Here is a 26879-nt window from a genome sequence, read left to right as displayed (position 1 = left end):
AGATGCCCGCGAACCTCGCCAGTTCCACAGGAGGAACGTCGTCTGAGACAGCTTGACTGTTCAGATAACGCGCCGAGCAGGTGAAGACGCTGGAAATCGAGAACGGACGCCTCGAGCTGCGAGCGGTAACAGGCCCTGATTACGGCAGAATATTTGACTCAGAGCTGGTGGACGCCGTGCAAAAGATTGCCGGCAACGGTACCGGCGACACGCGCTGGAAAGTGCCCGGCGTGCTCGACTGGTCAACGGGAATCTACAATCCGCACGTCGATATCTCCAGCGACACCACGACGCTCTATGCGTCTGATCGCGATGTCTTTGTGTTCCTCGTCGACGATCTGAACCCGATCGAGGCCGGGCGGCTGCCGAATGGGGAACCAGATCTCTATTTCCGTGGCTTCTATTGCTGGAATTCCGAAGTCGGAGCCCGCACCCTCGGCATCGCCAGCTTCTATCTGCGCGCAGTGTGCCAGAATCGAAATCTGTGGGGCGTCGAAGATTTCGAGGAAATTACCATCCGCCATTCGAAATACGCGGCCTCCCGTTTCGCCCTTGAAGCCGAGCCCGCCCTGATCCAGTTTGCCGATTCCTCCCCCCTGCCGTTCGTCAACGGCATCAAGACGGCGCGGCAACGGATCGTTGCCAGAGACGACGAAGATCGCCAGGGCTTCCTGCGCAAGCGCGGCTTCTCCAAGTCCGAGACCACGAAGATCATCGATACTGTTCTCATGGAGGAAGGCAGACCACCGGAATCGATCTTTGATTTCGTGCAGGGCATCACGCGGGTCGCGCGCGACAAGCCACATCAGGATGTGCGGCTGGACATAGAGGGCAAAGCCAAGAAGCTTCTCGATTTTGCCAACTGACCGACGAAGCCGGCGGCGAAAACTCTCGCCTCCGGCCTCGCCTCCGGCCGTCTCCATCAATTCTGGCGCGGTCCTCCGCGAGCCAAGGACGGCGCTCTTTCCGTGGGAGAACCCGGTAACGCCAACAAGCCGGAGACCCCTCGGGCGGCTAGGTCGCGTCCAGATCGCGAGCCGGGGCCGGGTCGGCGTGAGGCCTGGAGGCAGAGGGGGGAGGGGAGGGTTTTTGACGGGCTTGGAGGTTCGGGGAGAGGCCCCGGGCCGCCCGTCATGGAGAACCTAACCATGGCAAAGAACGCCATTCAGAAGATCGCGATGAACGCCGCGGAGAACATTCCCTATGACAAGCTGATGCTGTCGCAGAAAAATGTCCGGCGTATCAAAGACGGCGTGTCGATTGAGCAGCTGGCCGAAGACATCGGACGGCGAAAGTTGATCCAGAGTCTGAACGTCCGTCCCGTGCTCGACGGTGACGGCGAGGAGACCGGCACGTTCGAGGTGCCCGCCGGCGGCCGACGTTATCTGGCGCTCGGCACCCTCATCAAGCAGAAACGCCTGGCCAAGGATGAGCTGATCCCGTGCATCGTCAATCGCGGGCAGGAAACCTCGGCCGAGGAGGATTCGCTTGCCGAAAACCTGCGGCGCGCCGACCTGCACCCGCTCGACCAGTTTCGGGCCTTCAAGACGCTCAGCGATCAGGGCCTCGATCCCGACGAGATTGGTGCCCGCTTTTTCGTATCACCGGCGACGGTGAGGCAGCGCCTGCGGCTGGCATCGGTGTCACCGAAGCTGCTCGAGCTCTACGAGAAGGACGAAATCCGGCTCGAGCAAATCATGGCGTTTTCGATCTCCGACGATCACGCGCGCCAGGAACAGGTCTGGGAGCGGATTGCCAGCTCGCACACGCAGGAACCCTATTACATCAGGCGTCTGCTGACCGAGACGACGGTGCGGGCCGATGATCGTCGGGCCGTTTATGCCGGCGCCGAAGCTTATGAAGCGGCTGGCGGTATCATCCTTCGCGACCTATTCGAGCAGGATTCCGGCGGCTGGTTCCAGGATGCAGCACTCCTCGAGCAGCTTGTCTTCGACAGGCTGAAGGTGGATGCCGAGGCAATCCGCGCCGAAGGCTGGAAGTGGGTCGAGGCGGCGATCAGCTTTCCCTATGGCCACACCTCCGGCATGCGGCGCATCTACGCCGAGGCGCAGGAGCTCAGCGCCGAGGAGATCGAACGCTACGACGCGCTGAAGGCCGAATACGACAAGCTGGATGCGGACTATGCCAAGCCCGAGGATGCCGACGAAGCAATCGAGGCGAAGCTCGACCAGCTGGGCGCCGAGCTCGATGCGATCGATGATCGTCCTCAAAGCTACGACCCCGCCCAGAAGGCCAATGCCGGTGTGTTCGTTACGCTTGCCGCGAACGGCAAGCTCCAGGTCGACGCCGGTTTCGTGCGGCCCGAGGACGAGCCGCGGACCGAAACCGGCGATGTCGATGAGGGCGACGAAGGGGGCGCCGACGGCGAAACCCGATCCAATGGCGACGACGATGGCGATGGTGTTGTCGTCAACGGCAAACCGGTGCACGACGCCTCCGGCGACGACGGCGAGGACGATGGCATCAAGCCACTGCCCGATCGGCTCGTCTTCGACCTGACCGCGCAGCGGACGCTGGCACTGCGCAACGCGCTCGCCGGTGACGTCGACATCGCCATCGTCGCCGCACTCCATGCCTTCGTCCTGCACGTTTTCTATCGCTTCGCGCCGAACACGTGCCTGGAGATCAGCATGAAGAGCGGGAGCTTCAGCCAGGTCGATGGTCTTGCCGAGACATCCTGGGCCAAGGAGATCGCCGAGCGGCACGAAGCCTGGGACCGCGATTTGCCCGATGAGGCGGAAGGCCTGTGGGACTTCCTTCTCGGCCTCGATGAAGCAAGCCGCAAGGCGCTGTTCGCGCACTGCGTCTCGCTGACCCTCAATGCGGTGGTCGAACCCTGGAACAGGCGAGCGAAGGCGCTCGAGCATGCAGACGTGCTTGGCCGCTCGCTGCAGTTCGACATGGTCGACGCCGGCTGGACGCCTACCGTCGAGTTCCTCGGGCGGCTCACCAAGGCGCGGATTCTACAGGCTGTCCGTGAAGCGCGTGGCGCAGACTCCTCGCAGCTGATCGACCACATGAAGAAGGACATCATGGCCCGCGAAGCCGCCCGTCTTCTCGAAGGATCGAAATGGCTGCCGGAGCCGCTGCGCGTTGATGTCGATGAAGCGTCTGGCGATGCAGGCGACGCGGCCGCCGGCGACATGTCGGACGAGGCGGCTCTCGACGGCGGTGCCGCCGAGCTGCCGGCCTTCCTCGCCGACGATGCGGATCCGTCCTCCGATGAGCCGGTGACCATCGACGGCGTCGAGCCCGACCACCTCCAGGCCGCCGAATAACCGGCCTCACGCTCGCACCGGGCCGGCACTCCCGCCGGGCCCAATCCAGTTCCAATTCACTCTCGAGCCCGGGATCGCCATCGCGACCCCGGGCGCTTGCGTTTCATGGAGATCGACATGTTCGACTGGTACAGAAGCTGCGCCTACGACGAGCAGCAGAAGAGACGTTTCCACACCACAGCCCGTTCACGCCTGAAGAAACTTGCCGCTGAATTAAACTTGCCATCGGGCAGCTTTGACCTGCGCTCAAACAAGGCGGGCATCGCCGTTTGCGGTGAAATTACCCTGCACCATGACCACGCCTACATCCAGGTCGGCCAGTTCGGTTTGTCCTCCGGTCACGGTATCCTGATCCGCACCTGCAAGGGCCGTAAGGACTACACCGGCGGGGCCAACCACTTCGTTGCACTCGGCATGCTTGACGATATCCCGGCGCTCGCCGCCGCCGTCCGAGCCATAACCGGGGTTGGTCGAGACGCTTCGCGTTCCTCCGAACGATGCGCCGCCTGAACCCCTGCAAACCCCATCATCGCCGATGCACGCGCCGGCCGCAGGCTCGGCCCGTCGCCAGCCACAACACACCATGCAGTTGCCATGGCGCGGTGATGCCGCGCGTGGCCGACCTGTCTTCAGGAGAACCTCATGACCGCACATCCACCGTTCAGGAAGGTGCTCGACGGCGTCGCCACCCGCGAGCAGATGTTCCAACTGTTCAGCCGTCACAAAGACACTCCCGGCATCGATCCGCTTTCCGGCACCCCCTATTCAGCCGAGTGGTTCGAGATCAACGCGTCAGAATATCACTTCATGCTCGATTTGCTGCCGCCGCTCTTCATGCGCACGGGTATGTTCGGAATGTCTGAGTATAAGGCCGGCAACGTCACCAGCGTATTCTTCGCGATCCGGATCCGGGGCCGCGAGCGCTGGTTTCATGGCTTCTGCGATCTCACGGATCGGCAGTCGCCAGACAAGATGCGCGCCGCCATCATCGCCCACGAGACCGGCGCGAGCGACAGCATGACCCGCGCGGAAAAGCTCGAGGCGATCTGGAACATAATCCCTGTCGAGCTCAGGGGGACCGCCCGCAACGCAGACCCCGAGACCGGGTGGGCCGAACATCAAGGCAAACGCACGATTCTTGTTAACGCCGGAAGGCAAGATGCTGTCTTCAAGCTGCTCGATGATCTGTCGGATCTCGAGATCGACGAGTTCCTGTCCAAAGTCCGATTGCGTCGGAGCTGATGAAGGAAGACGACGATAGGCATCTATAAGAACCGCGCTTCGGCGGCGCAGCGTCTCCATCACGGTCACCGACTTTCGCTCAATGGATGCACCCGCGTACGGCCCATCCTCAAGTTGTTGAGACATGCGAGACCGTATGGCCAACAGCCCCGACGATATAAGCATCCGGCCCTCAGCAAAACTTCAGTGCCTGCCACGCGCGAAGTACCCGGCATTGCGTAAAGCGCCGATGAACAGGCTGGCCGGGCCGGCGATACTCGTCCTGGCCTGCGTTGCGAGCGGCAGCGTGTTCCAGTCCTCCAACGGAGCGATAAAGCAGGAGAAAGTGCCATTGACCATGCAATGGCTGGTCAACAAGCCTTGCTTATCCAGCACCAGAACGCCTGTCTGATTGCTTGGATACCGGATAGCGGCGACGCGCTGAAGTTCCATGTCGCCATCGACGCGCAAATTGAAAAGCAGGACACCGTGGCTTCTGTGGGCGACTTCTGCGACTTTTTCCGTGAAAGGAACAGAAAGCGCACGAACGCTTTCGACTGCCATCCCGAAAACAAGCGCGTCCAGCTCATCCGCCGCCATGAGAAGATTAGTTCCCAAGAAAATGAGGATTGCAATCGCTCCAGCCGGATTGTGCACAGTCATCGCACTCCGCCGGCTAGACGCCTGAGCATCGCGTGTATGAGGCAGCTCTCTCTCGGTAGGCATGTTTGCCCCCGTTGATTGAGCCGGTTGCCCTAGGCCCATGACACACCGCTTGCTCGTTGCGGGGCTTCCCCGATAAAGCACGGCGAGAGCGATAAGATACGTCGGATACTCGCTAACACGAACAGCGACTTGGCTTGCAAGTCATGCTCACATCAAGGAACAGACTATGAAGCACCAGATCCGACCATTCATCGTGGAAGTGAAACAGAAGCGCGGCCTGCAAAAGCGAAATCATTCGATCTGGGGCGATCTCGACCTGTGCAACATTGCCACGGAGATGACGCAGCCGGCTCATTCTGCTCGGCTTCCAAATTCCCAGGTCATTGACTTCAGTATAAGACCCCTTGATGCTGAAAAAGGGGAAACACCACAAGCGGAGTATATCATGGCCGATTTTCAGGACGCTCAGACTGTTCAGACGACAGTAACGCCAGCCAGAGTGGAAATGCCTGAATCGAAGAAGAAAGTTCCGCGAGCAAAGAAATCTAAGGCAGAGCTCGTCAAACCGGGCCGCAAGAACGGAGCGAAACCTGCGCCCCCGGCCGCAGAAGCTCCCGTGGCAGCGAAGACCGCCCGCAAGACATATTCCGAGAAGGAACGCGCCCAGAAGCTTGCCCAGATCGAGAAATCGATCGCTGGCGGCGCGACCAGCAAGATTGCGGTTGGCCAGGCCGGCATATCCGAGCAGACCTACTATTATTGGAAGAGGGCTGCCGCACCTTCTTCAGACAGCGGCGATCTCCGTGATCTTGTCGCGCTCGAAGAAGAAAACAAGCGCCTCAAGAACCTGCTTGCCGACCGTCTGCGCAAGGAAAATGCCGAGCTCAAAAAGAAGCTGGGCCTTGCGTAAGACATACTGAGCCTCGTTGGAAATTCCGCCGACGCTCAGAGAGGTAGCGGTGGCATATCGCCATCACCGACCCGCCAAGTCCAAGCACCCATCTCCGGCCGGTTCGCGATCATATCCTGCAACGAAGCCTCGAACGCTTGGTCCGCACCGGCGGGGACAACAAAGAGTGCTGTCGGCTCGTCCCTGTTCTGGAGCAAAGCGTTGGCGATCGGCTGGTCGGGTTGCAGGTCAAAGCGCAATCCCTTCACGCTCTTCTCGCGAAGGCGGGCGAGCCCATCGACGAGCCTTTTCTCCGAGACCGTCTCATAAGGAATCCAGTTCTCGGACACCACCATCAACGCGATCTCCTCGACAATGGCGAGGCCGGCCGGGTTCAATCCGAAGGTCGCGATCGTCATGAGATGCGAGCTGGAATCCGCTGCCCACAGCGACAATTCTTTCTCAAAACGTGCCTGCAAACGGCGATGCAATGCATCGTCGATGATGAAGGGGAAGCCGGGCAAATGCCTGATGACGAGTTTTTGACCGGAGCGGGCGGGCCCGATCTCCTTCACCTCGCCCACCAGGACGAGCAACTTTCGTGGACCTGATTTAGGCGGGAGCGCCGTGCCGAGAACCGCGTTTCGACGCTGCTCGATGGCTTCCTTGTTCTCGGCCCGAAACGGCTCGGGCACGAACAGGATATCCGCGAGCGGTCCGCCCCTCACCGTCATTTGCCCGGCAGCCTCGAGCAGATGCCAGCGGAGATTCCACCAATGCCGTTTGCCGGCCCACCGGGATGTCCAGACCGTCAGTTCGGCCTCGTGCCAGAGATAGTGTAGCAGACTACGCAGCGACATCCTCCTGGGATCGGCGGTTACGCTGGCGGAACTTTGCCTCGCAGGCACCGATGTGGCCCGGCTCCCTGTCTTCGACAGGCTGAAGTCCAACTTGAGGGCCGCCAAGCCGTTTTGCGGATCGAGCTGTATCGCGCTCCCCATCAAGGCGCCCAGGCCGGACAGTTCGTAAGGCGATTCATAGGAATCGCAGGATGGATCATGCCCGCCGCCGCTCAGCGGCATGCGCTTGATCAGATGAAGGTCGCCGATGCGGGCGATGTACATCGGGCAGCCCGGCTCGCGGCACAGGCATAGCGGACGCTCGGTGCGGGCATAGGCGCTCGCCAGCGCCGCCTGCAGGTCAGGCGCTCCCTCCTCGTAGACCGCACTGCCAATTCTGAACCGCCGCATCACCTCCACAGCTCCAGGTCGCCGCCGCATCCCTGTGCGCGCATTCAAGTCATGGGTTTGCACAGAGCGCAACCCCTTTGGTGCATCGGCGCCAGAGGCAGAGGGGAGCCGGGAGGAGTGTGGCCCGGCTGGCGCGGAGAGAGTGCCGGCGCGGGCATCACCTCCATCTCGCGAAGGACATCTCCATGAACATTGTTTCGACCACCTCAACCGTCGCACGTACGGCCGCTTCCCTCGCCGCGCCGGCACAGGACGCCATCGACACCGCCCAGGCGATCCATCAGGCGGGAATGCTGCTTCTGCCTTTCCTCGGGCAGGGCAAGCCTGTCACCACCGCCGCACTGCGCACCGCCATGACGACAAGTTTTGGCGGCAGCGATGCGCAAGGGTTCTGGGTTTGGAAGGACGCCTATGAGGCGCTCGAAGTCGCCCAGGTGCTGTTTCTGCGCCGGTTCGGCCCTGCGATCCTGTCCCGGTCCACCTCGCCGCAGGCAACGCTGGCGATGATCAAGCGCATCGCCGACCTTCTTCCCACCCACACGCGACGGTCCGACGAGAGCCAGGCCATGCAGCAGCTGTCGACGCCCTTGCCACTCGCCTTCGTGACAGCGCTCGCCGCGGCGATCGCATCTTGCGACCTCGTTCTCGAACCCTCGGCCGGCACCGGTCTGCTTGCCGTCCACGCGGAGATTGCGAGCGCCTCGGTCGCCCTTAATGAGCTTGCCGCGACGCGGGCCGATCTCCTCGGCCTGCTGTTTCCCCGGTTCCCCGTCTCGCGGCACGACGCCGCCCATATCGATGATCATCTCGACGCGGGCATCGAGCCGTCCGTCGTGCTGATGAATCCACCGTTCAGCTTCGGCGCCTATGTCGACGGCCATGTCACTGACGCGGCATGGCGCCACCTCTCTTCCGCATTCGCACGCCTGCGCGCCGGCGGGCGCCTGGTCGCCATCACCGGCACCGGGCTGTCTCCGGAAAACCCCAAATGGCGGCCGGCCTTCGAGCGCCTGCAGCAGCAGGGCACCGTCATTTTCACCGCGGCGATCGATGGCCGTGTCTACGCCCGCCATGGCACCACCACTGAGACCCGCCTGACAATTATCGACAAGGTACCGGCGGCCGACCCGAAAAGCTTCGTCCGGTCGCCGGGCAAGGCCACTGATGTCGAAACGCTGCTCTCCTGGATCACGGATCTGCCGCCCCGGACACCGGGCGGCTTTCCGGACTCGATCGGTGCATTGTCCAACAGCATCGTGCGCAATGCCGCTATGCACATGGGTGCCCGATCGGGAGCGAGAGCCGCACCCATCGGTGTCTCAACGGCTGCTCCGAAGGTCATCCAATCGGTTCGCCCGACTGCGCGGGCGAAGCCCGCCCGCCAGGTCATGGCAAACAGCACGCCGGCCCTTCCCCTCGCCTATGAGCTGCGCGACTGGATGCCGGAGGAGGGCGGCCGGCTCACCGAGACGATCTACGAACCGTATGCGCTCCAGTCGATCGACATTCCCCGCGCCAAACCGCATCCGACGCCGCTCGTGCAGTCGGCCGCAATGGCCGCCGTCGCGCCGCCGAAGCCTTCCTATCGACCGCTTCTTCCTGATGCGATCATCGACGAGGGCCTGCTGTCGGACGCCCAGCTCGAAAGCGTCATCTATGCTGGCGAAGCCCATTGCAGCCATCTCACCGGGACCTGGACGGTTGACGAGACCTGCGATGTCGTTTCGGCCGCGCCAGAAGGTGCTGCGAACGCGGTGCGCTTCCGCCGTGGATGGTTTTTGGGTGACGGGACCGGCTGCGGCAAGGGACGGCAAGTCGCCGGCATCATTCTCGACAACTGGCTGCAGGGCCGCCGCCGTGCGATCTGGATCTCCAAGTCGGACAAATTGCTGGAAGACGCCCAGCGCGATTGGGCAGCACTTGGCCAGGAAAAACTTTTCGTCCAGCCGCTGTCACGTTATCGGCAGGGCACACCGATCCGCCTTGCCGAGGGCATCCTGTTCACGACCTACGCAACCCTGCGCTCGCAAGAACGGGAGGGCAAGAAATCCCGGATCGCCCAGATCCTCGACTGGGTCGGCCAAGAGGCGGGGAGGGCCGACGGCCCGACTGGGAACAAGGAAAACTCGGCGAGGGGGGACGAGGGCCCGACGGGGCCCAAAAAATCTTTCGATGGCGTCATCGTCTTTGACGAGGCCCACGCCATGGCCAACGCCGCTGGCGGCAAAAGCGAGCGTGGCGACGTCGCCCCGTCGCAGCAGGGCAAGGCGGGACTGCGGCTGCAGCACGCCCTTCCCGACGCGCGCGTCGTCTACGTTTCCGCGACCGGTGCAACCGCCGTCGAGAACCTCGCCTATGCGCAACGTCTCGGCATCTGGGGCAGCGAGGATTTTCCATTCGCCAACCGTGCCGAATTCGTCGCCGCGATCGAGGATGGCGGTGTCGCGGCGATGGAGGTGCTCGCCCGCGATCTCAAATCGCTCGGCCTCTATGCGGCGCGTTCGCTCTCTTATGACGGGGTCGAATACGACCTCCTCGAGCACGCGCTGACCGAGGAGCAGATCCGCATCTACAACGCCTATGCAGATGCATTCCAGGTCATTCACAACAACCTGACCGCCGCACTCGAGGCGACCAACATCACCAGCGAGGCCGGCACGCTGAACCGCAACGCAAAATCGGCGGCGCGTTCAGCCTTCGAGAGCACCAAGCAGCGCTTTTTCAGCCATCTCATCACCTCGATGATGACACCGACGCTGATCGGCGCGATCGAGCAGGACCTCGCCGACAGGCATGCGGCAGTCGTGCAGATCGTCTCGACCGGCGAGGCGCTGATGGAACGGCGGCTTGCCGAGATCCCAACCGAGGAATGGTCGGACCTGCATGTCGACGTCACGCCGCGCGAGTACGTCGGCGGGTACTTGATGCATTCCTTCCCCACCCAGTTGTTCGAGGAATATTCGGACGCCGAAGGCAATGTCTATTCGCGGCCTGTCCACGACGAAGATGGCAACCCGGTTCAATGCCGGGAGGCTGTTCGCCGGCGCGACGAGATGATCGAAAAAATCGTTTCGCTGCCACCGGTCGGCAGCGCCCTCGACCAGATCATCCATCATTTTGGCATCGACACCGTTGCCGAGGTGACCGGCCGCTCGCGCCGCATCGTGAAGAAGACCGGCCGCGACGGTATCGACCGGCTGGCCGTCGAGAACCGCCCTGGCTCGGCCAATCTCGCCGAGACCCAGAGTTTTATGGATGACGACAAGCGCGTACTGATCTTTTCGGACGCCGGCGGCACCGGCCGCTCGTATCACGCCGATCTCGGGGTCAGGAACCAGAGGCTGCGCAAGCACTATCTGCTCGAGGCCGGCTGGCGCGCCGACAACGCCATCCAGGGTCTCGGACGGACCCACCGCACAAATCAGAAGCAACCGCCGCTGTTCCGGCCCATGGCCGCCAATGTGAAGGCCGGCAAGCGCTTCCTGTCGACGATCGCACGACGGCTCGACACGCTGGGCGCGATCACGCGCGGCCAACGTCAGACCGGCGGGGCAGGGCTGTTCCGTGCTGAGGACAATCTCGAAAGCCCCTATGCCCGCGCAGCCCTGCGGCAGTTCTATCATCTGCTGCACCAGGGCAGGATCGAGGGCTGCTCGCTCACAACCTTCGAGACGGTGACCGGGCTGTCGCTGACGACCGACGAAGGCGGGCTGCGCGACGAACTGCCGCCGATCACGACCTGGCTCAATCGCCTGCTGGCGTTGCGCATCGAAACCCAGAATCTGCTTTTAGAGGTGTTCGAGCAGCTGATGGCGGGAAGAATAGAAGGCGCCATCGCCGCCGGCAACTACGACAAGGGCCTAGAGACCATCACGGCGGAGAGCATCGTCGTCACAGATCGCCGCACCGTCTACTCGCACCCGGTCTCGGGCGCGCAGTCGCATGTGCTGACCGTCGCGCGCAAGGACCGTATGCGGCCGCTCGGCCTGGTTGATGCGCTGGCGATCGCCCGGGCCGAGCCGCAAGCGATTCTGTTGGTCAACACGCGGTCGAGCCGTGCGGCGATCCGGCTGCCGACGGCGAGCCTGATGCTCGACGACGGCGCGATAGAGCACCGCGTGCGCTTGCTGCGGCCGACGGACGAGCTGCGCTTCGGCCTCGACGCCCTTGCCGAAACCCACTGGCAGCCGACCGACCGAAAACTGTTCTGCGAACTCTGGGAAGCGGAGATCGCCGCCGTCCCGGAGTCCACCACCAGCACCTTTCACATCGTGACGGGTCTGCTGCTGCCGATCTGGCGTCGGCTGCCGGACCATGATTGTCAGGTTTACCGGATCCAGACTGATGCCGGCGAACGCATCATCGGCCGTCACATCGCGCCGACCCTTGTCGCGACCATGTTCCGCAATCTGGGGCTCGACGATGTACCCAAGCTCGCGCCGGAAGATGCCTGGACCGGGCTTGTCGACGGACGGATCGGACTGCAACTCGCCGATGGCCTGATTCTGCGCCGCAGCCGCGTCATGAACGACTACGGTGTCGAATTGATCGGCTTCACCGACGCCATGGTTCCGCGGCTGAAGGCGCTGGGGCTGATCTCCGAGATCATCTCCTGGAAGCTCCGGCTGTTCATCCCGACGTCCGCGCAAGGGTCTGCCATCCTCGCCGCGCTCCTCGACCGCCATACGCTGGTTGGCGTCACCGACCGTACCTCGGCGGTTTGAGGGGAGGCGATCATGACCGGCTCGGCTTCCGAGCTGGCACGCCGCCTTGGCGAACATGCCGAGGCGGTGTGCCGCGAATATCTTTCCAATGGCCATCGCTCCGGCAATCACTGGATCGTCGGCGATGTCCGCAACGCGAGCGGCCGCTCCATGCATGTGCGGCTGAAGGCCAACGCGAAAGGACCAGCCGGAAAATGGGTCGATGAAGCCAGCACGGAATTCGGCGATCTGCTCGATGTCATTCGCGAAAGCTGTGGTCTGGTCGACTTCCGCGCGGTCGCGGATGAAGCACGTCGCTTCCTCTCCATGCCGCTGCCACCGCCCCAAGCTCCTGGCGCGCACCGGCAACCTGCCGCGGCACCCGGCTCGCCTGACGCGGCGCGTCGCCTGTGCGCCATGTCGCAGCCGATCGTCGGCACGTTGGCCGAACGATACCTCGCCGGTCGCGGCATTCTGCTCTCCACGCATGAGCGCGCGCTGCGCTTCCATCCCGGCTGCTACTACCGGGATCTCGTAACGGGCGAGACGCAGACTCTTCCTGCGCTGATTGCCGCTGTGACCAACCTCAGCGGGCAGATCACCGGCCTGCAACGCACCTGGCTTGATCCCTCGGGTCAGGGCAAGGCGCAACTCGCGGAACCACGCCGCTCGCTGGGGGACCTCCTTGGCAACGGCATCTGGCTTGGCCTTGATCCCGGTGGGTCCGTCCCGGTCATGGCCGCCGGCGAGGGGTTCGAGACGATGGCGTCGCTCAGGACGGTGATGCCGGCGCTGCCGGTGGCCGCCGCCACCTCGGCCAATCACCTCGCCGGCCTGACCTTGCCTCCTGCTTGCCGTCGCCTCTACATCGCGGCCGATGCCGACGCCGCCGGCCGGCGCGGCATCGAGCGTCTCAGCCAGCGCGCGGGCGAGTCAGGGATCCTCGCCCTGGTGTTGCGGCCACAGCTCGGCGACTTCAACGACGATCTGCGTCATCTCGGCCAGGCCCATCTCGCGGCATGGCTCAGCGGTCAGCTCCTCCCGGAGGATGCCCGTCTCTTCCTGCCGCCCGGATGAACGGGCCGGGCCGGCACGCGGGAAGGGGTGGCGTCACCGGAAGACTTGCAGGCATGGCGGCGGTCCGCCGGAGAGGCCGCGCCCGCGGCCTGCCCGAGAGGCGACCCCTGCCACCCCCCGGTCACGGCCTCAACGGCTGCGCCGTCCTCCGCTCGCGCTTCGGCCTTCGGTGCGGCCGCGCCCGCGGCGCGGCCGGGGAGCGCTGTCAGGCCGCGATAGGCGCGGCCTCAACCGACGGAGACACGCCATGACCTACGACCTTCCTGTCGACGACGCCTATGAGCCCTACCACGCCTCTTCGCCGACCGATCGCGTCATCCTCGAACTGCAGATGTACGGCCATCGCCCGCATCAGGACGAACCTGATCCTCGGCCACTTCCCGACGACGAGGTGATCCGGGCCGGCCTCGCCGGGATCGTCGAGACCTTTGCCGGCATGCTCGGCGACACCAGGCTCGAACCCGATCTCGACGACCTGCTCTGGTCCTTCGCAAACGTCTTCCACCGCGCCGCCGAGCGCGTCGCCCGCAATCTCGACCGCAACGAGGAGGCGCAGCGTTCGAGCCAGCAGGAGCAGGACGGCTCGGAGGTGAAGTCGGTCGAGCTGGAACGGCTGACCGCGGAAGGCATCACCTATATCGAGCGCCGTAACGTGCTGGAAATCATGCGCGACGAGGCCGCCGACCTCTACGAGGCGCAGACCGGATCGGCATGGCGGCCGCGCACCGGCTCCAAGGTCTCCCACCAGGCGATGACCGCGGCGGTGATCGACAGCCGCGACTTCCTCGCCGCCCGCCGCCACGCCGAAACCGAGGTGCTCGTTCCGGCCGGCACCAAGATTGCCTTCGCCGGAGGCCTAGACTGCAACGATCACGATCGGATCTGGGACGCGCTCGACAAGGCCCGCGAGAAGCACCCCGACATGGTCCTGCTCCACGGCGGAAGCCCGCGCGGCGCCGAACGCATCGCCGCCTGCTGGGCCGAGAACCGGAAGGTCACCCAGATCGCTTTCAAGCCGGATTGGAACCGGCACGCCAAGGCGGCTCCGTTCCGCCGCAACGACCAGCTTCTCTCGGTGGTGCCCTACGGCCTGATCGTCTTTCCCGGCTCCGGCATTACCGACAACCTTGCCGACAAGGCCCGTCGGCTCGGCATCCCCGTCTGGCGGTTCGCAGAGGGCGGTGCGTGAGCGCCGGTTTCCTCGTATCCGCACCAGCGAACCTGACCGCGCGCGGCCGGGTTCGGCGCGCGCGAAGCGCACCGAAGCCCGCGCGCGAAGCACGGCACCCTCCACCTCCGCGCATCGTATCGACGCGGTGGAGCGTGCCGCGACGCAACATGCTATTGCGGTTCGCGTTACATAGGCGTATATACGTACGCAGCACAGGAGCTTGCCATGGCCACCACAGCCACGAGGAAGGAAACACCCGTCTCGATGCGGTTTCGCAACGATGATCTCACCATCATCGACCGCGGCGCCGAGCTGCTCGGTCTGTCGCGCACGGAGTTCATGCGGCGCGCAGCACTCCAAGAGGCGCAGGCGGCCATCCTCAACGAAACCGTCATCCGCGTGTCCCCGGAAGCCTATGACGCCTTCATGCAGGCTATCTCGGCCCCAGCCGCCGCGCCCCCGTCGAAGGCAACCGAGCGGCTGCGTCGGTCCCCGCCCTGGGACCGCTAGGTGGCGCTTTCAGGCATCGAACTCCTCGACGACGCGCACCGCCTCGACGGCTTCGATTGCGGCAAGCCGGCGCTCAACGCTTGGCTGGCCGGCTTCGCGCGAACGAACCAGGCCCGCGGGTTTACCCGCGTCCTGGTCGTTCAAGACGAGGGAACAGTCGTCGGCTATTACGGCCTCGCGCCGGGCGTGATCCAGCCAAACAGTGCACCGCGCGCCATCCGCACCGGACGCCCGCCCGATCCGATCCCCTGCCTGCTAATCGGACAACTCGCCGTCGACCACCGCTATGCCGGACGAGGCATCGGCAGCGGCCTGGTCAAGGACGCGCTGCATCGCTGCGTCGCCGGCGCCGACATCGTCGGCGGCCGCGCGGTGGTGGTGCGGGCGATCGACGCCGAGGCCGAGCGCTACTGGCAGAACTGGGGCTTCATTCCCGCGCGGGACAATCCGTCGGTGCTCATGCGCTCAATCCAGGACGTGAGCCTCTGGCTGGCCGACAAAGGCCACTAGGTCCCCGCGCGTAACGCCTCCGGCCGGCCGGGCTCTCGTCGCGGCGTCCCGCCGCTCCCCGAGCCGGCTTGGCCGTCTCGGCCTTCGGGTGACGATCCCTCGCGCAGGGCCAGAGGGAGAGGGCGGCCGGCGCGGGGCGGGGGACGCGAGAGAGAAGGAAAGTCACCATGTCGATGATATTCATAGGTGGATCACGCGAGATATTCGAGCTGCCGGAACCTGCCATCGCTCGCATCGGCGCAATCGTTGCTGCCGAGCACGGCGTGCTGATTGGCGACGCGCCTGGAGCCGATGCCGAGGCGCAGGGCCTCCTCGCCGGCTACAAGTACGAGCATGTCGGTGTCTTCCATGCCGGCAAGGAACCCCACAACAATCTGGGCGACTGGGCCGCCTACCATGTCCCGTCACCTGGAGGCACTCATAGATATTGGGACGACGCCGCCAAGGACCGGGAGATGGCGCGGCGCGCCGACTTTGGCATGATGGTCTGGGACGGCGCATCACCCGGCACGGCCGTCAACGTGCTTCGGCTCGCAATCGCGAACAAGCCGTGCGTCATTTACGATCTGGCCAGGGGCCGGATGGCGACGACGTACAATGTGGAGGACTGGTGCGCCATGCTCCGCCATGCCGGTCCGGACATTCTCCGCCAAGCCGAAGCCCGCATGACGCCGGAGGAGCGTCTGGCGTTGCCAGAATGATGGATGCGGTCCTGCCGACAGCCCGGCGGGTTCAATCCGATATGTTGATCCGGCTTCTCGTCGCCTAATCCACTTGTATGAGCGGACGGAGCTGGCCCCCTTTCGAAACCGGTCCACGCGCAGAGCTGCGGGGCGTTGTGCGGATGATCATCTTGACCCGTCTCGCCTCTGAAGCGGGTGCAAGCGTGCCGAACAACATGCTGGCTTGCCGGGTCATCCAACCTGACTGCGCGGTATCATCCCGGAGGGGGCGTGAAGGCCGCTGCCAGCCGGCCTCGATCTCGAAACCGCTATGCCGCCATACCGAACACGCAAGGCGGTCACGCGCCAGGCTGCTTTTCGATGTGTTGGCAATGCCGACGACATGACCCGAGAGGCTGCAGCATGTTCCTGCGATCCGGCACCGTTGCGTCGGCGGTCTAGCGATGGCGGCCTGAGTTCTTTTCCTTCGGTCGCATCCGGGGCCATTCCCGTTTCATGTCGCCTTTGTAGACGACCGCCTGCTTTGTGCGGTCAACCCCCGTTGGGGGTACACTCGGCGAATATTCAGGAAAATTCGATTTCTGTTTTTGTCTGCGGGCAGGCGAAGGGCCTGCCCGCAATTTTTCGGCAAATAGAATTTTCCAGAATTTTCGCCGAGATGACCGCAGCAGGACGGCCCTCTCCTTTGGCGCCATCGGGAATGGTCCCGATGCAACCGAAGGAGAACTACCATGGCCACCACGATCGCAAACCTCACCACCAAGGCCGACGGCTCGATGGAAGGCGTCTTCGCCACGCTCCGGGTCAACGCCCCGATCACCCTCATCCCGAACACCAACAAGTCGCGCGAGGACGCACCCGACTACCGGATCGTCAACAAGCGCACGGGCTTCGAGATCGGAGCCGGCTGGCACCGCATCTCCCAGCGCTCGGGCGAGGAGTACCTCTCGGTCAAGCTGGAAGCTCCCGAGATCGGCGTGATCTTCGGCAATCTCGCTCCCGCCCCAGGTGGCGAGGAAAACAAGAAGGTCATCCTCTGGAACAACCCCCAGTGAGGCATCAGTGGCCGGCCCCGCAAGGGGCCGGCTCCCCACCGGCAATAGGAGGTTGCAATGAGCCGCTACACCATCACTGTCACTGGCACCGTCACCGGACAGGGCCGCTCGGACCCAGACGCTGTCATCGGCTACGATCCACCACTTCGGACCTACTTCCTGCAGGCGTTCCCACACGAAGAAACCGACGAGCCGGGTCTTTGGCTCGGCACCCACGATCGCGCGTTCGAAGCGCTTGAGGATCTTCACCGCGCAGCCATCTCACACGGCTACGACTTCATCCCGCTGTCGCCCAAACTGGCCGCAAAGCTGGTCGACGACAAAGCGGCAGCCAGCGGGCGTCCGGTTCGAGACACAATCCTCGGCCAGGTGCTGAAACACCTCAACCAACCCAAGTAGGCAAACACATCTCAGGGCCCGCGACGGAGTGTTCCGTTGCGGGCCCTTTTTTTGCGCGTCGCAAAGAGTCACAAACATCACCCGTCACAGCATGCGACAGCGACTCCATACCGCCGATTATTCCTTTGGCAGTTTGTGCTTATGAACGCGGATATAATCCTGCACGGCCTTTCGCAGCAGTTCGGTCATGCTGTGCCCGTTGCTGATCGCCAGCAACTTGAACTGGCGCTGCTCCACTGCCGTCAAATAGTACCCGCAGCGGATCATCTCCTCCTCGCGAATCTTCTTTCCGGCAATGGGGTCCTTTTTCTGACCCTGCCGCAGCAGCTTTCGGAAATCAGGCCCGACTGCTGGGGATGGCTTTGTCGGTTCCTGCATCTGGGGCGTAGCTTGCTCCTTGATCCCTGATGGCTCGGCCTTCTGTGGGATGAACATGCTGGGCAGCGCCGGCGGCTGCGTGGAGATCGCCTTCATCATGCGGGCTTTCTTGTCGTCACCGGCTTTAGGTGCGGTTTCTTCACTCATGCCGCGTTCCTTGTGGCTTCGATGAAGGTTTGCAGAAGGTCGTCGAAGACCCCTTCGCTCTCGGCAATCGCCTTCGCGTCGGGCACCTCGGGGCTGTAAAGGGTCTGCCCGGTCTGAAGGTCGCGGTAGGCAACGCGATTGTGCAGGACGTGTTCCGCAATCGGTGTCCCGTTGGCCTGGATGATGGCGCGCAGTTCTGTCAGGGCTCGCGCCCTGCCATCGATGATGGTCTGCTTGGTCAGCACGAATATCGCAGGCAGCGGTCTACCCCGGCTCTCGACCGCCAGCGGGATGTAGTGGTCGGTGATCTGGATGGCGGCGGTCACATCGTCGAGGGCAAAATAGACCGGCACGACGACAATGTCGGCCGCGAAGAGCCCGGCCATGAGGTTGTCATTTGTGGTGCCTTCCGTATCGATCAAGACGACCGAGCGTTCTCCGTTGTGAGTGGTTGCTGCGCGAAGGATTTCCTGCGGCGTCATCGCGCTCACCATCGTAAGTTTGTCAGGACGATTGCCAGCTTCGCCGAGCATCTGGAACCAGCGGTTCATGTTCTGCCGCCGGTCGCCATCGATAAGAGTGACCGAATAGCCCCGATGCAGCGCGACGGATGCGAGGGTGCGCAGCATCGTCGATTTGCCAGTGCCGCCCTTTGGGATCGCAGCGGAGATGATCATGGGGCCTCCTTCCGGCGTTGTTTCTTTGTTTCCATGTTAACATAGAAACAAGTCATCATGAAACAAAATCACTGTTGAAACATGGTGACATTGTCGACGGGGAAGGCTGGTTTGGCAACCCAGGCGCGCATGATAAGGGCTCGCTAAAGGTGGAGTTTTTGCGCAGCTGCTATCTTCAGCAAAGAAGGGGTCCGGTGGCCCATCGAATGCGCATTCCCGACTAAGCTTTTCCGGCCGCGCATAGTGCCGGTGTATCCATGTTAACATGGATACAAGTCGTCAACGCATCATAGACACATCGCATCGAATCACGATGGGCACATTTCGCCCGCGCCGCTGCCGCTGACAACTGCGCATGTGAGGAGAGGCGCGCGCCCGAATTTTTTCAGGCAGGCAGGCAGGCAGGCAGGCAGGATAGCCTGTTTTGTGATACACACAAAACAGGCGGCGCGGCCCTGGCGGGCCTTAGCGCCCGCAAGCGGGCTTGAGAGATGGATGCAGACGTCCAGAAAGCAGCGGTAAAGAACGCGTCACGGCGCTACGGCGAGGTGACACACATCCGGTTTTCGGCTGACGAGCTGGCCAGCCTCAAAGCCATTGCGGAGCGGGACGGCGTGACCGTCAGCGAGGTCGTGCGGCGTCTTGTGCGGGCAGAGGCCGGGCATCTGCCTGTTGCGTCGGAGGCGTTGCGGCCGGCGATCGTGGACATGACCGATCAACTGCGGCGCGTCGGTGTCAATTTCAATCAGGCCGTGCGCGCCATGAACGACGGCCGTGTTGCCCATGATGAGGATCTTGAGCAGGCGCTGATCGCCGTGGGCAACCTGGTGCGGCAGTTTCGCGAGGAACTGAAGACGATGACTGGCGGGTCACGCAAGGCGAGGGAAGCCAGGCCATGAGCGGTCGTCTTGCTGGCTACGCGGCCGAAATCGAACGCTATCTGCGGGGCGAGTCCGACGTGAAGCGTGAGGAGCTCCACGACGACAAGTCCGTGACGGGCGCCCGACGCGAGGCTGGTGAATTCCAGGGGATGAAGAGTTATGAGCGAACCGGTGGCGGCGGACGCCTCGGGCAAGGACAGGCCGGGTCGACGCTAGGTGGCGGCAGCAACCCCCCTCGTTCGTCGCCGGGACGATTGGGGGCTTCGGGGAGTTCCATGTCCGGCAGGGCACCGAAGTCTACTGCTGCTGCGAGTTCGCCCAGAGCCCCTAGCGCGCCGATCATGGTCTATGGCGCCACGCTCGCCGGTTTCCGGCCGGAAGAGGAGGAGGAAGACTGGAAGCGGCGTGGCGGCGGCGGCCGTGGCGCTGGTCGCCCGAGCGGTACAGGACGGGCGGCGCGGGTCGCCTATCAGGCGCGGGCTGTGGCGGCGAGGGCAGGCTATGCGGCGGGCGCGCAGCCTGCCGTGTTCAAGGTCATGCCCAATCCTCCGTCGACCAGGGAAGCCGCCGCGCGGCTGCTCAATTACATCGGCAAGCGCGAGGACGAAAAAGGCGAGAAACACGACATCGAGATTTTCGACGAGGATGGGCAGATGCTTGCGACAGGCGGCGCAAGAAAGGCGTTCCTGGAGACGTTTTGCGAGACGTTCGAACCGCCCCTGGAAAATACCAATTTTCTGGAGGTTCGTTTCGAGCTCGCCAGCGAGGTCACCGATGCCGCCGTGAGCGAGGCGCTGAACAAGGCATTCGGTGCAAAACCGTTCATCTATGCGCAGGACGGACAGACGGTGGAGGTTTACGCGCACACCGATGAGCGGGCTGGACCGCTCGCCAAGGTCCTGGCCGGCGGTCGGGAGAATTCGCGCAGCAAGGCGCTCGACAAGATCGAGGCGCGGTTGTCTGAAACCATGGGCGCGGCGGGGGTGGTCGCCAGGGCAGAGGTAACGGCGGCTGTGAGCCGTGAACCCAAAGCAAAATATTTCCTGCAGAAGTTCATCCGCACCCACAGCCAAGTCCGCCACGCAAATGGCGAGCCTGTGCCCGGGGCGAAGAATTCCACCAAGGCGGCGGCTTCGGTTTATGAACAATGGCGCCCGCAGTTTTCGGGTCGTGAGCGCCGCAATGCCTATCACCTGCTTTTCTCGGCAAAGGCCGGGACCGATGCCAACGCCGTCATGGCCGCGGCGCGCGCCGTGCTCGAGGAGCGCGCGCCAGGATACAAGTTCGTCCTGGCGCATCACAAGGACACCAAGCACGTCCATGTCCACGCGATGGTCCAGGCACGGTCAGCCGACGGCGAACGCCTGAAATTCTACAAGCCGGATCTCGCAGCCTGGCGCGAGACCTTTGCGGAAAAAGCACGCGAGAACGGCATTGCGATGGTGGCGACGCGACGCATGGATCATGCGATGACCCGGCCATTCACAAAGGAGCATGCCGGAGCCTACAGCCGCGCCCAGAGCGATCCGCGCTACCAGGTCAGCGCCAGGACGATCGAGCGGGTGGAGGCCAAGCGGCAACGCCGTTTGGATGGACAATCCCTTGTCGTGAACGGCGATGCAATCACTGCCGCATGGCAAAAGACTGTGACGACGATGCGGACCGCGGGCGTAGTCGGTCAGGCTCTCACGGCAGCGGAGTCGATCGGCAACGATTTTCTGCGGTTCCGTCACGATCGGACAGGGGAGGGGCGGCCAGGTCCTGCCGCGGGTCGCGGGACTGATCAATTGGGGCAGAAGTCTTTCCTGTCCCATCCCGGTATGAGAGAATTGAATGCACTGATAGGAGATTTGGACATGGCGCAAACCCCCTTGGAAATGCGGCGTCAGATGGCCCGCGTCAATCAGGCTCTGGACAACATGCGCGAGACGCTGCCGCCGGGGCATCAACGACAGTTCGAACAGTATCGTGAAGAGGTCAACGACAAGATGCACGACCGTCTTGCGCGGCTGCAATTCGAGCGGCACCAGCAGCGCCGTGGTGGTGGCGGTGGCGAGCCGATCCCCGAGCGCGAGGCGCGAGGGCGAGACCTTCCAACTCGGGACGATCCCCGCGAGCCAGAGCAGCCGCGCACCGGCACCGAGCAGGAGAAGGTGAGAGCCGAGCAGAAGGACGCCAACAAACAGAAGGCACGGCAGTCGGAAGAGCAGGACCGTAAGGCCCAGCGCTCAAACGAGAACGATTACGAGCGTTGACCAAGGGCCGACCTAGCGTCCTCGCGCGGTGGTCTATCGAAACGACGCATTCGTCACAGAATGATCAGGCTGGATGGCAGCAATGCGCCGCCATCTCGGCCGTTAGAGCCAAACGTCTCAGCGCTCGAAAGCGGACATTGTGCCTAGACTGCGAAGGCATCTGCAACTGATCCTCAGGCAGCATAGCCCATGGCCATTCCGCTCAGAGTTATGCTGGAAGATAGAGGGCAGGGCCGCATTCTTCGTTCATTTCGTCCAGGATCGCTGTGACTTCCTGCGACTTCAACTGCAGGTTGAAGAAATTGTTGAGCGTCGTCTGGATACAGAGCAACGAGCCGGCGCTGCTGTCGAGCTTCATGCTGGCCTCACTGCTTGTTAGTTGCAGCCTTTCCTGCAGCAGCTTCGAGAACTTCTCGCGCGCGACCGGGTTGGCAAGGACGTATTTGGGCCGGCTGTCGAGCGTCAGCTTGGGGTAGGGGGATCCGAGCCGGCTCTGCCTTGATGACACCGGAGAGCCGTATGGCGCGCGATGAGCCCCCAACTTCGACAATGATGTCACCGGGATCGAGGCACCAGCACGTCAGATCCGGATCGTAGTATTGGAAATCACGCGCTTCGAGCACTATTTCGACATCGCCCGATTGGCCGGGTTCGAGGAAGATCTTGACGAATCCGGCAAGCTGGCGCAACGGCTGGCTAAGGCGTGCATCGGCGAAGTGGAGATAAAGCTGGGTGCTCTCGGCTCCGGCGCGATTTCCGGTATTGGTCAGGCGAAAGGTGACGCGGACTGGCCGTCACTGACATGAGCCTTGTCGAAATGCAGGGTCTCATACGCAAACGTCGTGTAGCTCAGTCCGAAACCGAATGGGAAAAGAGGTTCCAGCGCACGTTTGTCGCAATATTTGTACCCGACATAGATGTCCTCGCTATACGGCATGAAAACGGCATCCGGATTGGCGATTATCGCGACAGTATTGGCGTTTACCGCGGCAATGCTTCTTCCCCTTAACGGTGACCACGATTTCGTCGAGGTGCCATTTGTCGGCAAAACAGCCTTTCGATCGACGTCTGACGCGGCGAGGTATTCGCCGCCGAATTTTGCGGCCCATTCTGCGACAGTCTGGAAGGAAACCTCGATACCACGCTCGGTGAGCAGATCCCCGACGTGACGCAGGCTCAGGGGAAAACGGGAATACAGCCACACTGCGTGGCTGATGATTTCGGTTGGGAAGCGATGACGCTGTAGAGTATATCGCGCGGTTCAGTCATTTTGCCGATCATGCCACGTCATACAAAGCCGCTTGCTTCTGTAAAGTTAAGGCGACGCAGGCAGGCGCGGAACGAAAAACCGGACAAGGGCGAAACGCGGGATCACTGCATTCGCCGCTTCCGCCAGCAACATAGTGTCCCCATCCTCAATGCTCTCAAGGTATGGCTCGATGAAATCGCCCCGAAGGTCTTGCCTGACAGTAAGCTCGGCGACGCCGTCTCCTACACCCTGAACCAATGGGGATATCTGACGCGTTACACCGAGGACGGCAGCATGCCGATCGACAACAATCTTCTCGAGCGTGACATCAGAATCTTTGCAATGGGCAGAAAGAGTTGGCTGTTCAGCGATACCGTCGACGGAGCCAGGGCCAGCGCCGTCATCTACAGCCTGATGTTGACCTGCCGCGCCTGTGGCGTCGAGCCGTTAGCGTGGTTGCGCCACGTTCTCACTGAACTGCCTCAGCGCCCCGAGAACGTAGCTATCGACGATCTGCTGCCCTTCAACTTCGCCAAAGCAACAGCAGCCTGATCAGACCAGATACCGTTCCCAATTCGAAGACCATCCGTCGAAAGCGCCGGCGTCAACGTGCAGGGAAAATAGCGCTTACGTTGGTCTGGCTACCATCAATGACGACGCGGTCGGGCCGGCCATGATGTACCAACGCCTTTCTGAAGAACCGCTTGGCCGAAGCAGGTCACGTTGCTCACTGAACCAGAATTCGACCGTGTCGCCGACACTATCGATAGCGCGATAAAGGTACATTCACTGGCCGCGGACCTTGATGGAAGTCTCGTCAATATGCCATCTGCCCGTCACGCTACGCTGGCGTCGGTTTAAACGCTGCAGCGACAGCGGTGCGTAACGGACGGTCCAGCGGTGAATGGTCGTGTGGTCGACGGCAATGCCCCGCTCGGCCATCATCTCTTCCAGATCACGCGAGCTCAGACTGTAGGCCAGGTACCACCGCACACAAGGCAGGATCACTGATTGGTCAAACTGGCGGCCCTTGAACATTCGATCCTCCAAAATGTCACAGGCTGTCCTTGCCACAGTGCCGGTATTCAAAACGTTGTAACACAACCAAAAGGGCATGCTGGTGGGTCATCGGCGAGACCCACCATTACAATTGCAGCAGTTTTGGATTTTCTTACATGGTGTCTAGACTTTGCGGCTGAATATGTAGAGCTTCCGGAATGGCTCCAGCACGTTCCACTGGCCCCGCCATCCTTTAGCCAGCACAAACGTATCGCCAGCCCTAAGCAGTGTTTTGCTCCCGCCCTCGTCTTCGATTTCGACGCTGCCTGACAACACGTGGCAGATTTCCGACATGTCTGGCCTTGCGGAAGGAAACTTGCCAATCGTGCATTCCCACACGCCCGCTTGGAAGTTCCCATTGGGCGAACTCCATAGGACTTTGAATGCTTCCACTTGGCCGTCAGTTAGACTGCCTGGCTTGGCGAGCGGGGCACCCGGTATTTCAATACCGGCCGTGTTTAGAAAAGCTTGAAGCTCTATAATCATAATTTCCTCTATGGGATTGGGGAGGCTGCGGCTGGCTGAATGACAACCGCCGCGAACAAAGTCAGGCAAGAATAGGGTGCAGAATCTTGGCGGCACGCATCCCCGAATACACGGCGCCGTTCATGTTGGAGATGTAAGTGTGTTCGCCCGCAAACGCGATGCGACCGACCGGTGCATCAAAAGCGGTCTCGAACTCCGGGCGCCATTCCAAGCCCGGTGCCGAGTAGACGCCAAGCGTGTGGGGCTGGTGCTGCCAATCCGTCACGACGAACTCGTCTGTGAGGTCAAGATCCTGCCGAGCGTCCTTGATCTTTTTCTTCCAGGATTCGCCTCCATCGCTGAGAGCCAGACCATCGACGGTTGGCTTTGTACCCGCGAAACTCGTAACCGCTGGGCGGCCTTCATGACCACCATGGGGTGACGCGGAATTCCACGTCCACCAGAAATCTCCCGGATACTGCTCTCCGCGAGGCGTCGAGCCTGATCGGCCGGCAATCGATATCTTTGCAGCAACGCCCATCTGTCGGGTGTCGATCGCTTCTTGTACAAGCGATGGCAGTTTGAGGCTGCGTGCCAGTCCCTTCAGCTTCGTGAGTGGGATCGCGATGACGGCGGCATCTCCGACATATTCTCGGCCACTGTCGCTCGAGAACACGACCTTGCCATCCTTCTGCTCAACTGCGGTGACGCCTTCACCGAATTTTACAGAGTCCGGGCCTAGCCTACGGTGAATTTCCTGTGTGACGAAATTGTTGCCTTTGAGGACGCGGCAGCCATGTTCCACGTAATCGGTTGCATCCCCTTCTCGATAGAGTACCCCTCGCGCGCTCACTTGTGTCGCGTCCTGCGCCAAGGACGTCACCATTCGCAGATACATGCGGTTGTTGAGATAGTCAGAACCGAACGCTTCTCTGGCCGCTGAATCGAGCGAGACGTCATTGTGCCGATCCCGCTCCATCGCCCGGACCGTGTCATGAAGTTTTCTGGTATAGCCGTTCAATTCGTCGACAGACATGCGAGTGCCGTCCGACATCCAGCGGCGATAGAAGGCAATCTCATGCGCCACGATCTGGATGTTCAGCTCCGCACACAGGAGGCGGATCGCCTGATCTTCCGGGAATATGAACTCTCCGCCCCGTTCGACATACTCGCCATTGGACAGTTGATGGGACCATGAGCGTCCACCCACTCGATCTGACGATTCTAGTACGGTCACGTCGTGACCTTCATTGGTGAGACGCCAGGCCGCATGCATCCCAGCTAGGCCAGCGCCTGCGATGATAATCTTCATTTCTTCCTCCTACTTTCTGACGGTTATGGATTTCGGCCTCTGCGCGCACGTTCAAGCGCGATTAGGCCCATGATGGTGATTGCGCCGCCGACCAACTGCAGCGGTGAGAGGATTTGACCGAGGACCAGCCAAGCGATGACGCTGGAGATGATCGGCTCGGAAATACTGAGACCGCTGGCGCGTGCCGGTCCTAAAATTCGGATGCCATGCAAGACAAGAAGTGATGGCAAGACGGTGAAGAGGCTGCCGATCGTAATGATGGCTAGTGCGATGTTGAAATGGTCGAGCAAGCTGTGACCAGGGGCAGCTCTGATAGCGTTTCCTAATGATTCAAAAGGAAATGACCACGCCGGAGCGATGAACACCCACGCTACCGACCCCACCAGATAGCCAAAGGTGGAGATTAGGATCGCGGGACGATCAATAAGGGTCTTTTCGGCCAGCAGGTAGACGGCAGCTAAAGCCAAACCAGCCCCGAAACCCATGAGAATTCCCGTGGCATTGATGACGAGTGCGTCGCCCGACAGAGCAACGCATGCAAGTCCGGAGATGCACACGCCCATAGCCAGCGCGATAGGCAAAGCTATTCGCTCACCGCGCACGAGACGCAGGTAGAGCAAAACGATTACCGGTGCTGAGTATTCGAGAATAAGCGCGACGCCGATGGAGATCCTGTCTATGGCACCGAAAAACATGAAGGGCGACAGAACCATTCCAGCGAGCCCATAGCCGGTGAAATACAGGCTGTCGCGTCCACCGAACGGCAACGATTTCCGATTCTTCACAAGAAGTGTGAGGGCAAGGATCGCCAGGGTCACCAAGGTTCGGCCGAGGGTCAGTTGTGCGACCGACAACGTATCAAGGACAATTTTCGAGAGAACACTGCCTAATGAATTGAGAATGGCAGCCGCCAAGATCGCCGCGACGCCTGCCGCGACGTTTGGACGAGCAAAATCATTCCCTGCCCGCACCACAGGTGCGGGCTCCTGTATGTTCTCGAGTTGCACGATTCTAATCCGTTTA

24 protein-coding genes and 4 pseudogenes are annotated in these 26879 nt (G+C 62.2%); 17 read left to right on the top strand and 11 right to left on the bottom strand.

The genetic code is table 11. From position 1 onward, the window contains the following. Positions 1 to 68: 68 nt before the first annotated feature. From AC07SZ_RS33990 to AC07SZ_RS33975, 4 genes and pseudogenes are all read left to right on the top strand, one after another. Positions 69 to 866, top strand: a pseudogene (locus tag AC07SZ_RS33990) (DUF932 domain-containing protein); the annotation flags it as partial. A 282-nt stretch (positions 867 to 1148) separates the two neighbouring features. Then, the gene (locus tag AC07SZ_RS33985; RefSeq protein ID WP_494917716.1) at positions 1149 to 3299 is read left to right on the top strand and encodes a ParB/RepB/Spo0J family partition protein; all 2151 of its coding nucleotides are present in this window, start codon (positions 1149 to 1151) and stop codon (positions 3297 to 3299) included. A gap of 117 nt (positions 3300 to 3416) precedes the next feature. After that, positions 3417 to 3809, top strand: a complete 393-nt coding sequence (locus AC07SZ_RS33980) for a hypothetical protein (protein WP_494917715.1) — start codon at positions 3417 to 3419, stop codon at positions 3807 to 3809. A 132-nt stretch (positions 3810 to 3941) separates the two neighbouring features. Next, a complete protein-coding gene (locus tag AC07SZ_RS33975) occupies positions 3942 to 4541 on the top strand; it encodes a DUF1419 domain-containing protein (RefSeq protein WP_494917714.1) in 600 nt (199 codons plus the stop codon). Positions 4542 to 4724: 183 nt separating this feature from the next. On the opposite strand, the gene AC07SZ_RS33970 is transcribed toward AC07SZ_RS33975, so the two are convergent. Further along, a complete protein-coding gene (locus AC07SZ_RS33970) occupies positions 4725 to 5183 on the bottom strand; it encodes a hypothetical protein (protein WP_494917713.1) in 459 nt (152 codons plus the stop codon). A gap of 229 nt (positions 5184 to 5412) precedes the next feature. Between AC07SZ_RS33970 and AC07SZ_RS33965 the strand changes: the two genes are divergently transcribed. Continuing rightward, the gene (locus AC07SZ_RS33965) at positions 5413 to 6096 is read left to right on the top strand and encodes a transposase (protein WP_494917712.1); all 684 of its coding nucleotides are present in this window, start codon (positions 5413 to 5415) and stop codon (positions 6094 to 6096) included. 35 nt (positions 6097 to 6131) lie between these two features. On the opposite strand, the gene AC07SZ_RS33960 is transcribed toward AC07SZ_RS33965, so the two are convergent. Then, entirely contained in the window at positions 6132 to 7325 is a 1194-nt protein-coding gene (locus AC07SZ_RS33960) for a DUF1173 domain-containing protein (RefSeq protein WP_494917711.1), read from the bottom strand. A gap of 185 nt (positions 7326 to 7510) precedes the next feature. On the opposite strand from AC07SZ_RS33960, the gene AC07SZ_RS33955 reads away from it, so the two are divergent. From AC07SZ_RS33955 to AC07SZ_RS33920, 8 genes are all read left to right on the top strand, one after another. After that, positions 7511 to 12049, top strand: a complete 4539-nt coding sequence (locus AC07SZ_RS33955) for a strawberry notch-like NTP hydrolase domain-containing protein (protein WP_494917710.1) — start codon at positions 7511 to 7513, stop codon at positions 12047 to 12049. A gap of 12 nt (positions 12050 to 12061) precedes the next feature. Next, on the top strand, positions 12062 to 13105 hold the full coding sequence (locus AC07SZ_RS33950) for a DUF7146 domain-containing protein (protein WP_494917709.1): 1044 nt from the start codon (positions 12062 to 12064) through the stop codon (positions 13103 to 13105). A gap of 247 nt (positions 13106 to 13352) precedes the next feature. After that, positions 13353 to 14294, top strand: coding sequence for a DUF2493 domain-containing protein (locus tag AC07SZ_RS33945; RefSeq protein ID WP_494917708.1), 942 nt, complete (start codon positions 13353 to 13355; stop codon positions 14292 to 14294). A 207-nt stretch (positions 14295 to 14501) separates the two neighbouring features. After that, complete coding sequence (locus AC07SZ_RS33940) at positions 14502 to 14786, top strand: type II toxin-antitoxin system TacA family antitoxin (protein ID WP_494917707.1); 285 nt, start codon at positions 14502 to 14504, stop codon at positions 14784 to 14786. Continuing rightward, positions 14787 to 15296, top strand: coding sequence for a GNAT family N-acetyltransferase (locus AC07SZ_RS33935; RefSeq protein ID WP_494917706.1), 510 nt, complete (start codon positions 14787 to 14789; stop codon positions 15294 to 15296). It begins immediately after the preceding gene. 167 nt (positions 15297 to 15463) lie between these two features. After that, positions 15464 to 15997 carry a hypothetical protein gene (locus AC07SZ_RS33930; RefSeq protein WP_494917705.1) on the top strand — a complete coding sequence of 178 codons (534 nt, stop codon included), beginning with the start codon at positions 15464 to 15466 and terminating at the stop codon, positions 15995 to 15997. Between the two features lie 713 nt (positions 15998 to 16710). Further along, positions 16711 to 17034: a DUF736 domain-containing protein gene (locus AC07SZ_RS33925; RefSeq protein ID WP_006205585.1), complete on the top strand. Its 324-nt coding sequence runs from the start codon at positions 16711 to 16713 to the stop codon at positions 17032 to 17034. 57 nt (positions 17035 to 17091) lie between these two features. Then, complete coding sequence (locus AC07SZ_RS33920; protein ID WP_352797612.1) at positions 17092 to 17433, top strand: hypothetical protein; 342 nt, start codon at positions 17092 to 17094, stop codon at positions 17431 to 17433. Positions 17434 to 17550: 117 nt separating this feature from the next. On the opposite strand, the gene AC07SZ_RS33915 is transcribed toward AC07SZ_RS33920, so the two are convergent. Together AC07SZ_RS33915 and AC07SZ_RS33910 are read right to left on the bottom strand one after the other, a co-directional pair. Then, the gene (locus AC07SZ_RS33915) at positions 17551 to 17958 is read right to left on the bottom strand and encodes a hypothetical protein (RefSeq protein ID WP_494917704.1); all 408 of its coding nucleotides are present in this window, start codon (positions 17956 to 17958) and stop codon (positions 17551 to 17553) included. Then, the gene (locus AC07SZ_RS33910) at positions 17955 to 18635 is read right to left on the bottom strand and encodes a nucleotide-binding protein (RefSeq protein WP_352580640.1); all 681 of its coding nucleotides are present in this window, start codon (positions 18633 to 18635) and stop codon (positions 17955 to 17957) included. Before AC07SZ_RS33910 ends, AC07SZ_RS33915 begins: the two co-directional genes overlap by 4 nt. A 491-nt stretch (positions 18636 to 19126) precedes the next feature. Between AC07SZ_RS33910 and AC07SZ_RS33905 the strand changes: the two genes are divergently transcribed. Next, complete coding sequence (locus AC07SZ_RS33905; RefSeq protein WP_494917703.1) at positions 19127 to 19534, top strand: plasmid mobilization protein; 408 nt, start codon at positions 19127 to 19129, stop codon at positions 19532 to 19534. Next, positions 19531 to 21771 (top strand): relaxase/mobilization nuclease domain-containing protein, encoded by a 2241-nt coding sequence (locus AC07SZ_RS33900; protein ID WP_494917702.1) that lies wholly within the window; start codon positions 19531 to 19533, stop codon positions 21769 to 21771. Before AC07SZ_RS33905 ends, AC07SZ_RS33900 begins: the two co-directional genes overlap by 4 nt. A 208-nt stretch (positions 21772 to 21979) precedes the next feature. On the opposite strand, the gene AC07SZ_RS33895 is transcribed toward AC07SZ_RS33900, so the two are convergent. Together AC07SZ_RS33895 and AC07SZ_RS33890 are read right to left on the bottom strand one after the other, a co-directional pair. After that, complete coding sequence (locus AC07SZ_RS33895) at positions 21980 to 22129, bottom strand: hypothetical protein (protein ID WP_494917701.1); 150 nt, start codon at positions 22127 to 22129, stop codon at positions 21980 to 21982. Positions 22130 to 22136: 7 nt separating this feature from the next. Continuing rightward, a complete protein-coding gene (locus AC07SZ_RS33890) occupies positions 22137 to 22460 on the bottom strand; it encodes a fibronectin type III-like domain-contianing protein (RefSeq protein WP_494917700.1) in 324 nt (107 codons plus the stop codon). Between AC07SZ_RS33890 and AC07SZ_RS33885 the strand changes: the two genes are divergently transcribed. Beyond that, positions 22371 to 22577: a hypothetical protein gene (locus AC07SZ_RS33885; RefSeq protein ID WP_494917721.1), complete on the top strand. Its 207-nt coding sequence runs from the start codon at positions 22371 to 22373 to the stop codon at positions 22575 to 22577. The genes AC07SZ_RS33890 and AC07SZ_RS33885 overlap by 90 nt on opposite strands. A gap of 186 nt (positions 22578 to 22763) precedes the next feature. Here AC07SZ_RS33885 and AC07SZ_RS33880 read toward each other — a convergent pair. Beyond that, a pseudogene (locus AC07SZ_RS33880) lies at positions 22764 to 22990 on the bottom strand (IS6 family transposase); the annotation flags it as partial. A 99-nt stretch (positions 22991 to 23089) separates the two neighbouring features. Here AC07SZ_RS33880 and AC07SZ_RS33875 point away from each other — a divergent pair. After that, positions 23090 to 23572, top strand: a pseudogene (locus AC07SZ_RS33875) (IS66 family transposase); the annotation flags it as partial. 67 nt (positions 23573 to 23639) lie between these two features. On the opposite strand, the pseudogene AC07SZ_RS33870 reads toward AC07SZ_RS33875, so the two are convergent. The 4 genes and pseudogenes from AC07SZ_RS33870 to AC07SZ_RS33855 form a co-directional block, all read right to left on the bottom strand. Then, positions 23640 to 24058, bottom strand: a pseudogene (locus AC07SZ_RS33870) (IS6 family transposase); the annotation flags it as partial. A 144-nt stretch (positions 24059 to 24202) separates the two neighbouring features. Continuing rightward, positions 24203 to 24634 (bottom strand): cupin domain-containing protein, encoded by a 432-nt coding sequence (locus tag AC07SZ_RS33865; RefSeq protein ID WP_494917699.1) that lies wholly within the window; start codon positions 24632 to 24634, stop codon positions 24203 to 24205. Further along, positions 24627 to 25856: a flavin monoamine oxidase family protein gene (locus AC07SZ_RS33860; RefSeq protein ID WP_494917698.1), complete on the bottom strand. Its 1230-nt coding sequence runs from the start codon at positions 25854 to 25856 to the stop codon at positions 24627 to 24629. The genes AC07SZ_RS33865 and AC07SZ_RS33860 overlap by 8 nt, the downstream gene beginning before the upstream one ends. 23 nt (positions 25857 to 25879) lie before the next feature. After that, complete coding sequence (locus AC07SZ_RS33855; protein ID WP_494917697.1) at positions 25880 to 26863, bottom strand: DMT family transporter; 984 nt, start codon at positions 26861 to 26863, stop codon at positions 25880 to 25882. Positions 26864 to 26879: the final 16 nt, after the last annotated feature.

It is taken from the genome of Mesorhizobium sp. GW821-FHT07A06 (assembly GCF_059419085.1).
The sequence above is the reverse complement of the archived record's forward strand: the minus strand, read 5'-3'. Positions and strand labels throughout refer to the sequence as shown.

Bases quoted from the DNA above. Each gene is read 5' to 3' on its own strand.
- AC07SZ_RS33910 (WP_352580640.1), bottom strand. From the start codon at position 18,635: ATGATCATCTCCGCTGCGATCCCAAAGGGCGGCACTGGCAAATCGACG.
- AC07SZ_RS33920 (WP_352797612.1), top strand. From the start codon at position 17,092: ATGAGCCGCTACACCATCACTGTCACTGGCACCGTCACCGGACAGGGC.
- AC07SZ_RS33905 (WP_494917703.1), top strand. From the start codon at position 19,127: ATGGATGCAGACGTCCAGAAAGCAGCGGTAAAGAACGCGTCACGGCGC.
- AC07SZ_RS33895 (WP_494917701.1), bottom strand. From the start codon at position 22,129: ATGAAGCTCGACAGCAGCGCCGGCTCGTTGCTCTGTATCCAGACGACG.
- AC07SZ_RS33925 (WP_006205585.1), top strand. From the start codon at position 16,711: ATGGCCACCACGATCGCAAACCTCACCACCAAGGCCGACGGCTCGATG.
- AC07SZ_RS33930 (WP_494917705.1), top strand. From the start codon at position 15,464: ATGTCGATGATATTCATAGGTGGATCACGCGAGATATTCGAGCTGCCG.
- AC07SZ_RS33945 (WP_494917708.1), top strand. From the start codon at position 13,353: ATGACCTACGACCTTCCTGTCGACGACGCCTATGAGCCCTACCACGCC.
- AC07SZ_RS33860 (WP_494917698.1), bottom strand. From the start codon at position 25,856: ATGAAGATTATCATCGCAGGCGCTGGCCTAGCTGGGATGCATGCGGCC.
- AC07SZ_RS33980 (WP_494917715.1), top strand. From the start codon at position 3,417: ATGTTCGACTGGTACAGAAGCTGCGCCTACGACGAGCAGCAGAAGAGA.
- AC07SZ_RS33985 (WP_494917716.1), top strand. From the start codon at position 1,149: ATGGCAAAGAACGCCATTCAGAAGATCGCGATGAACGCCGCGGAGAAC.
- AC07SZ_RS33940 (WP_494917707.1), top strand. From the start codon at position 14,502: ATGGCCACCACAGCCACGAGGAAGGAAACACCCGTCTCGATGCGGTTT.
- AC07SZ_RS33975 (WP_494917714.1), top strand. From the start codon at position 3,942: ATGACCGCACATCCACCGTTCAGGAAGGTGCTCGACGGCGTCGCCACC.
- AC07SZ_RS33900 (WP_494917702.1), top strand. From the start codon at position 19,531: ATGAGCGGTCGTCTTGCTGGCTACGCGGCCGAAATCGAACGCTATCTG.
- AC07SZ_RS33915 (WP_494917704.1), bottom strand. From the start codon at position 17,958: ATGAGTGAAGAAACCGCACCTAAAGCCGGTGACGACAAGAAAGCCCGC.
- AC07SZ_RS33960 (WP_494917711.1), bottom strand. From the start codon at position 7,325: ATGCGGCGGTTCAGAATTGGCAGTGCGGTCTACGAGGAGGGAGCGCCT.
- AC07SZ_RS33965 (WP_494917712.1), top strand. From the start codon at position 5,413: ATGAAGCACCAGATCCGACCATTCATCGTGGAAGTGAAACAGAAGCGC.
- AC07SZ_RS33955 (WP_494917710.1), top strand. From the start codon at position 7,511: ATGAACATTGTTTCGACCACCTCAACCGTCGCACGTACGGCCGCTTCC.
- AC07SZ_RS33950 (WP_494917709.1), top strand. From the start codon at position 12,062: ATGACCGGCTCGGCTTCCGAGCTGGCACGCCGCCTTGGCGAACATGCC.
- AC07SZ_RS33970 (WP_494917713.1), bottom strand. From the start codon at position 5,183: ATGACTGTGCACAATCCGGCTGGAGCGATTGCAATCCTCATTTTCTTG.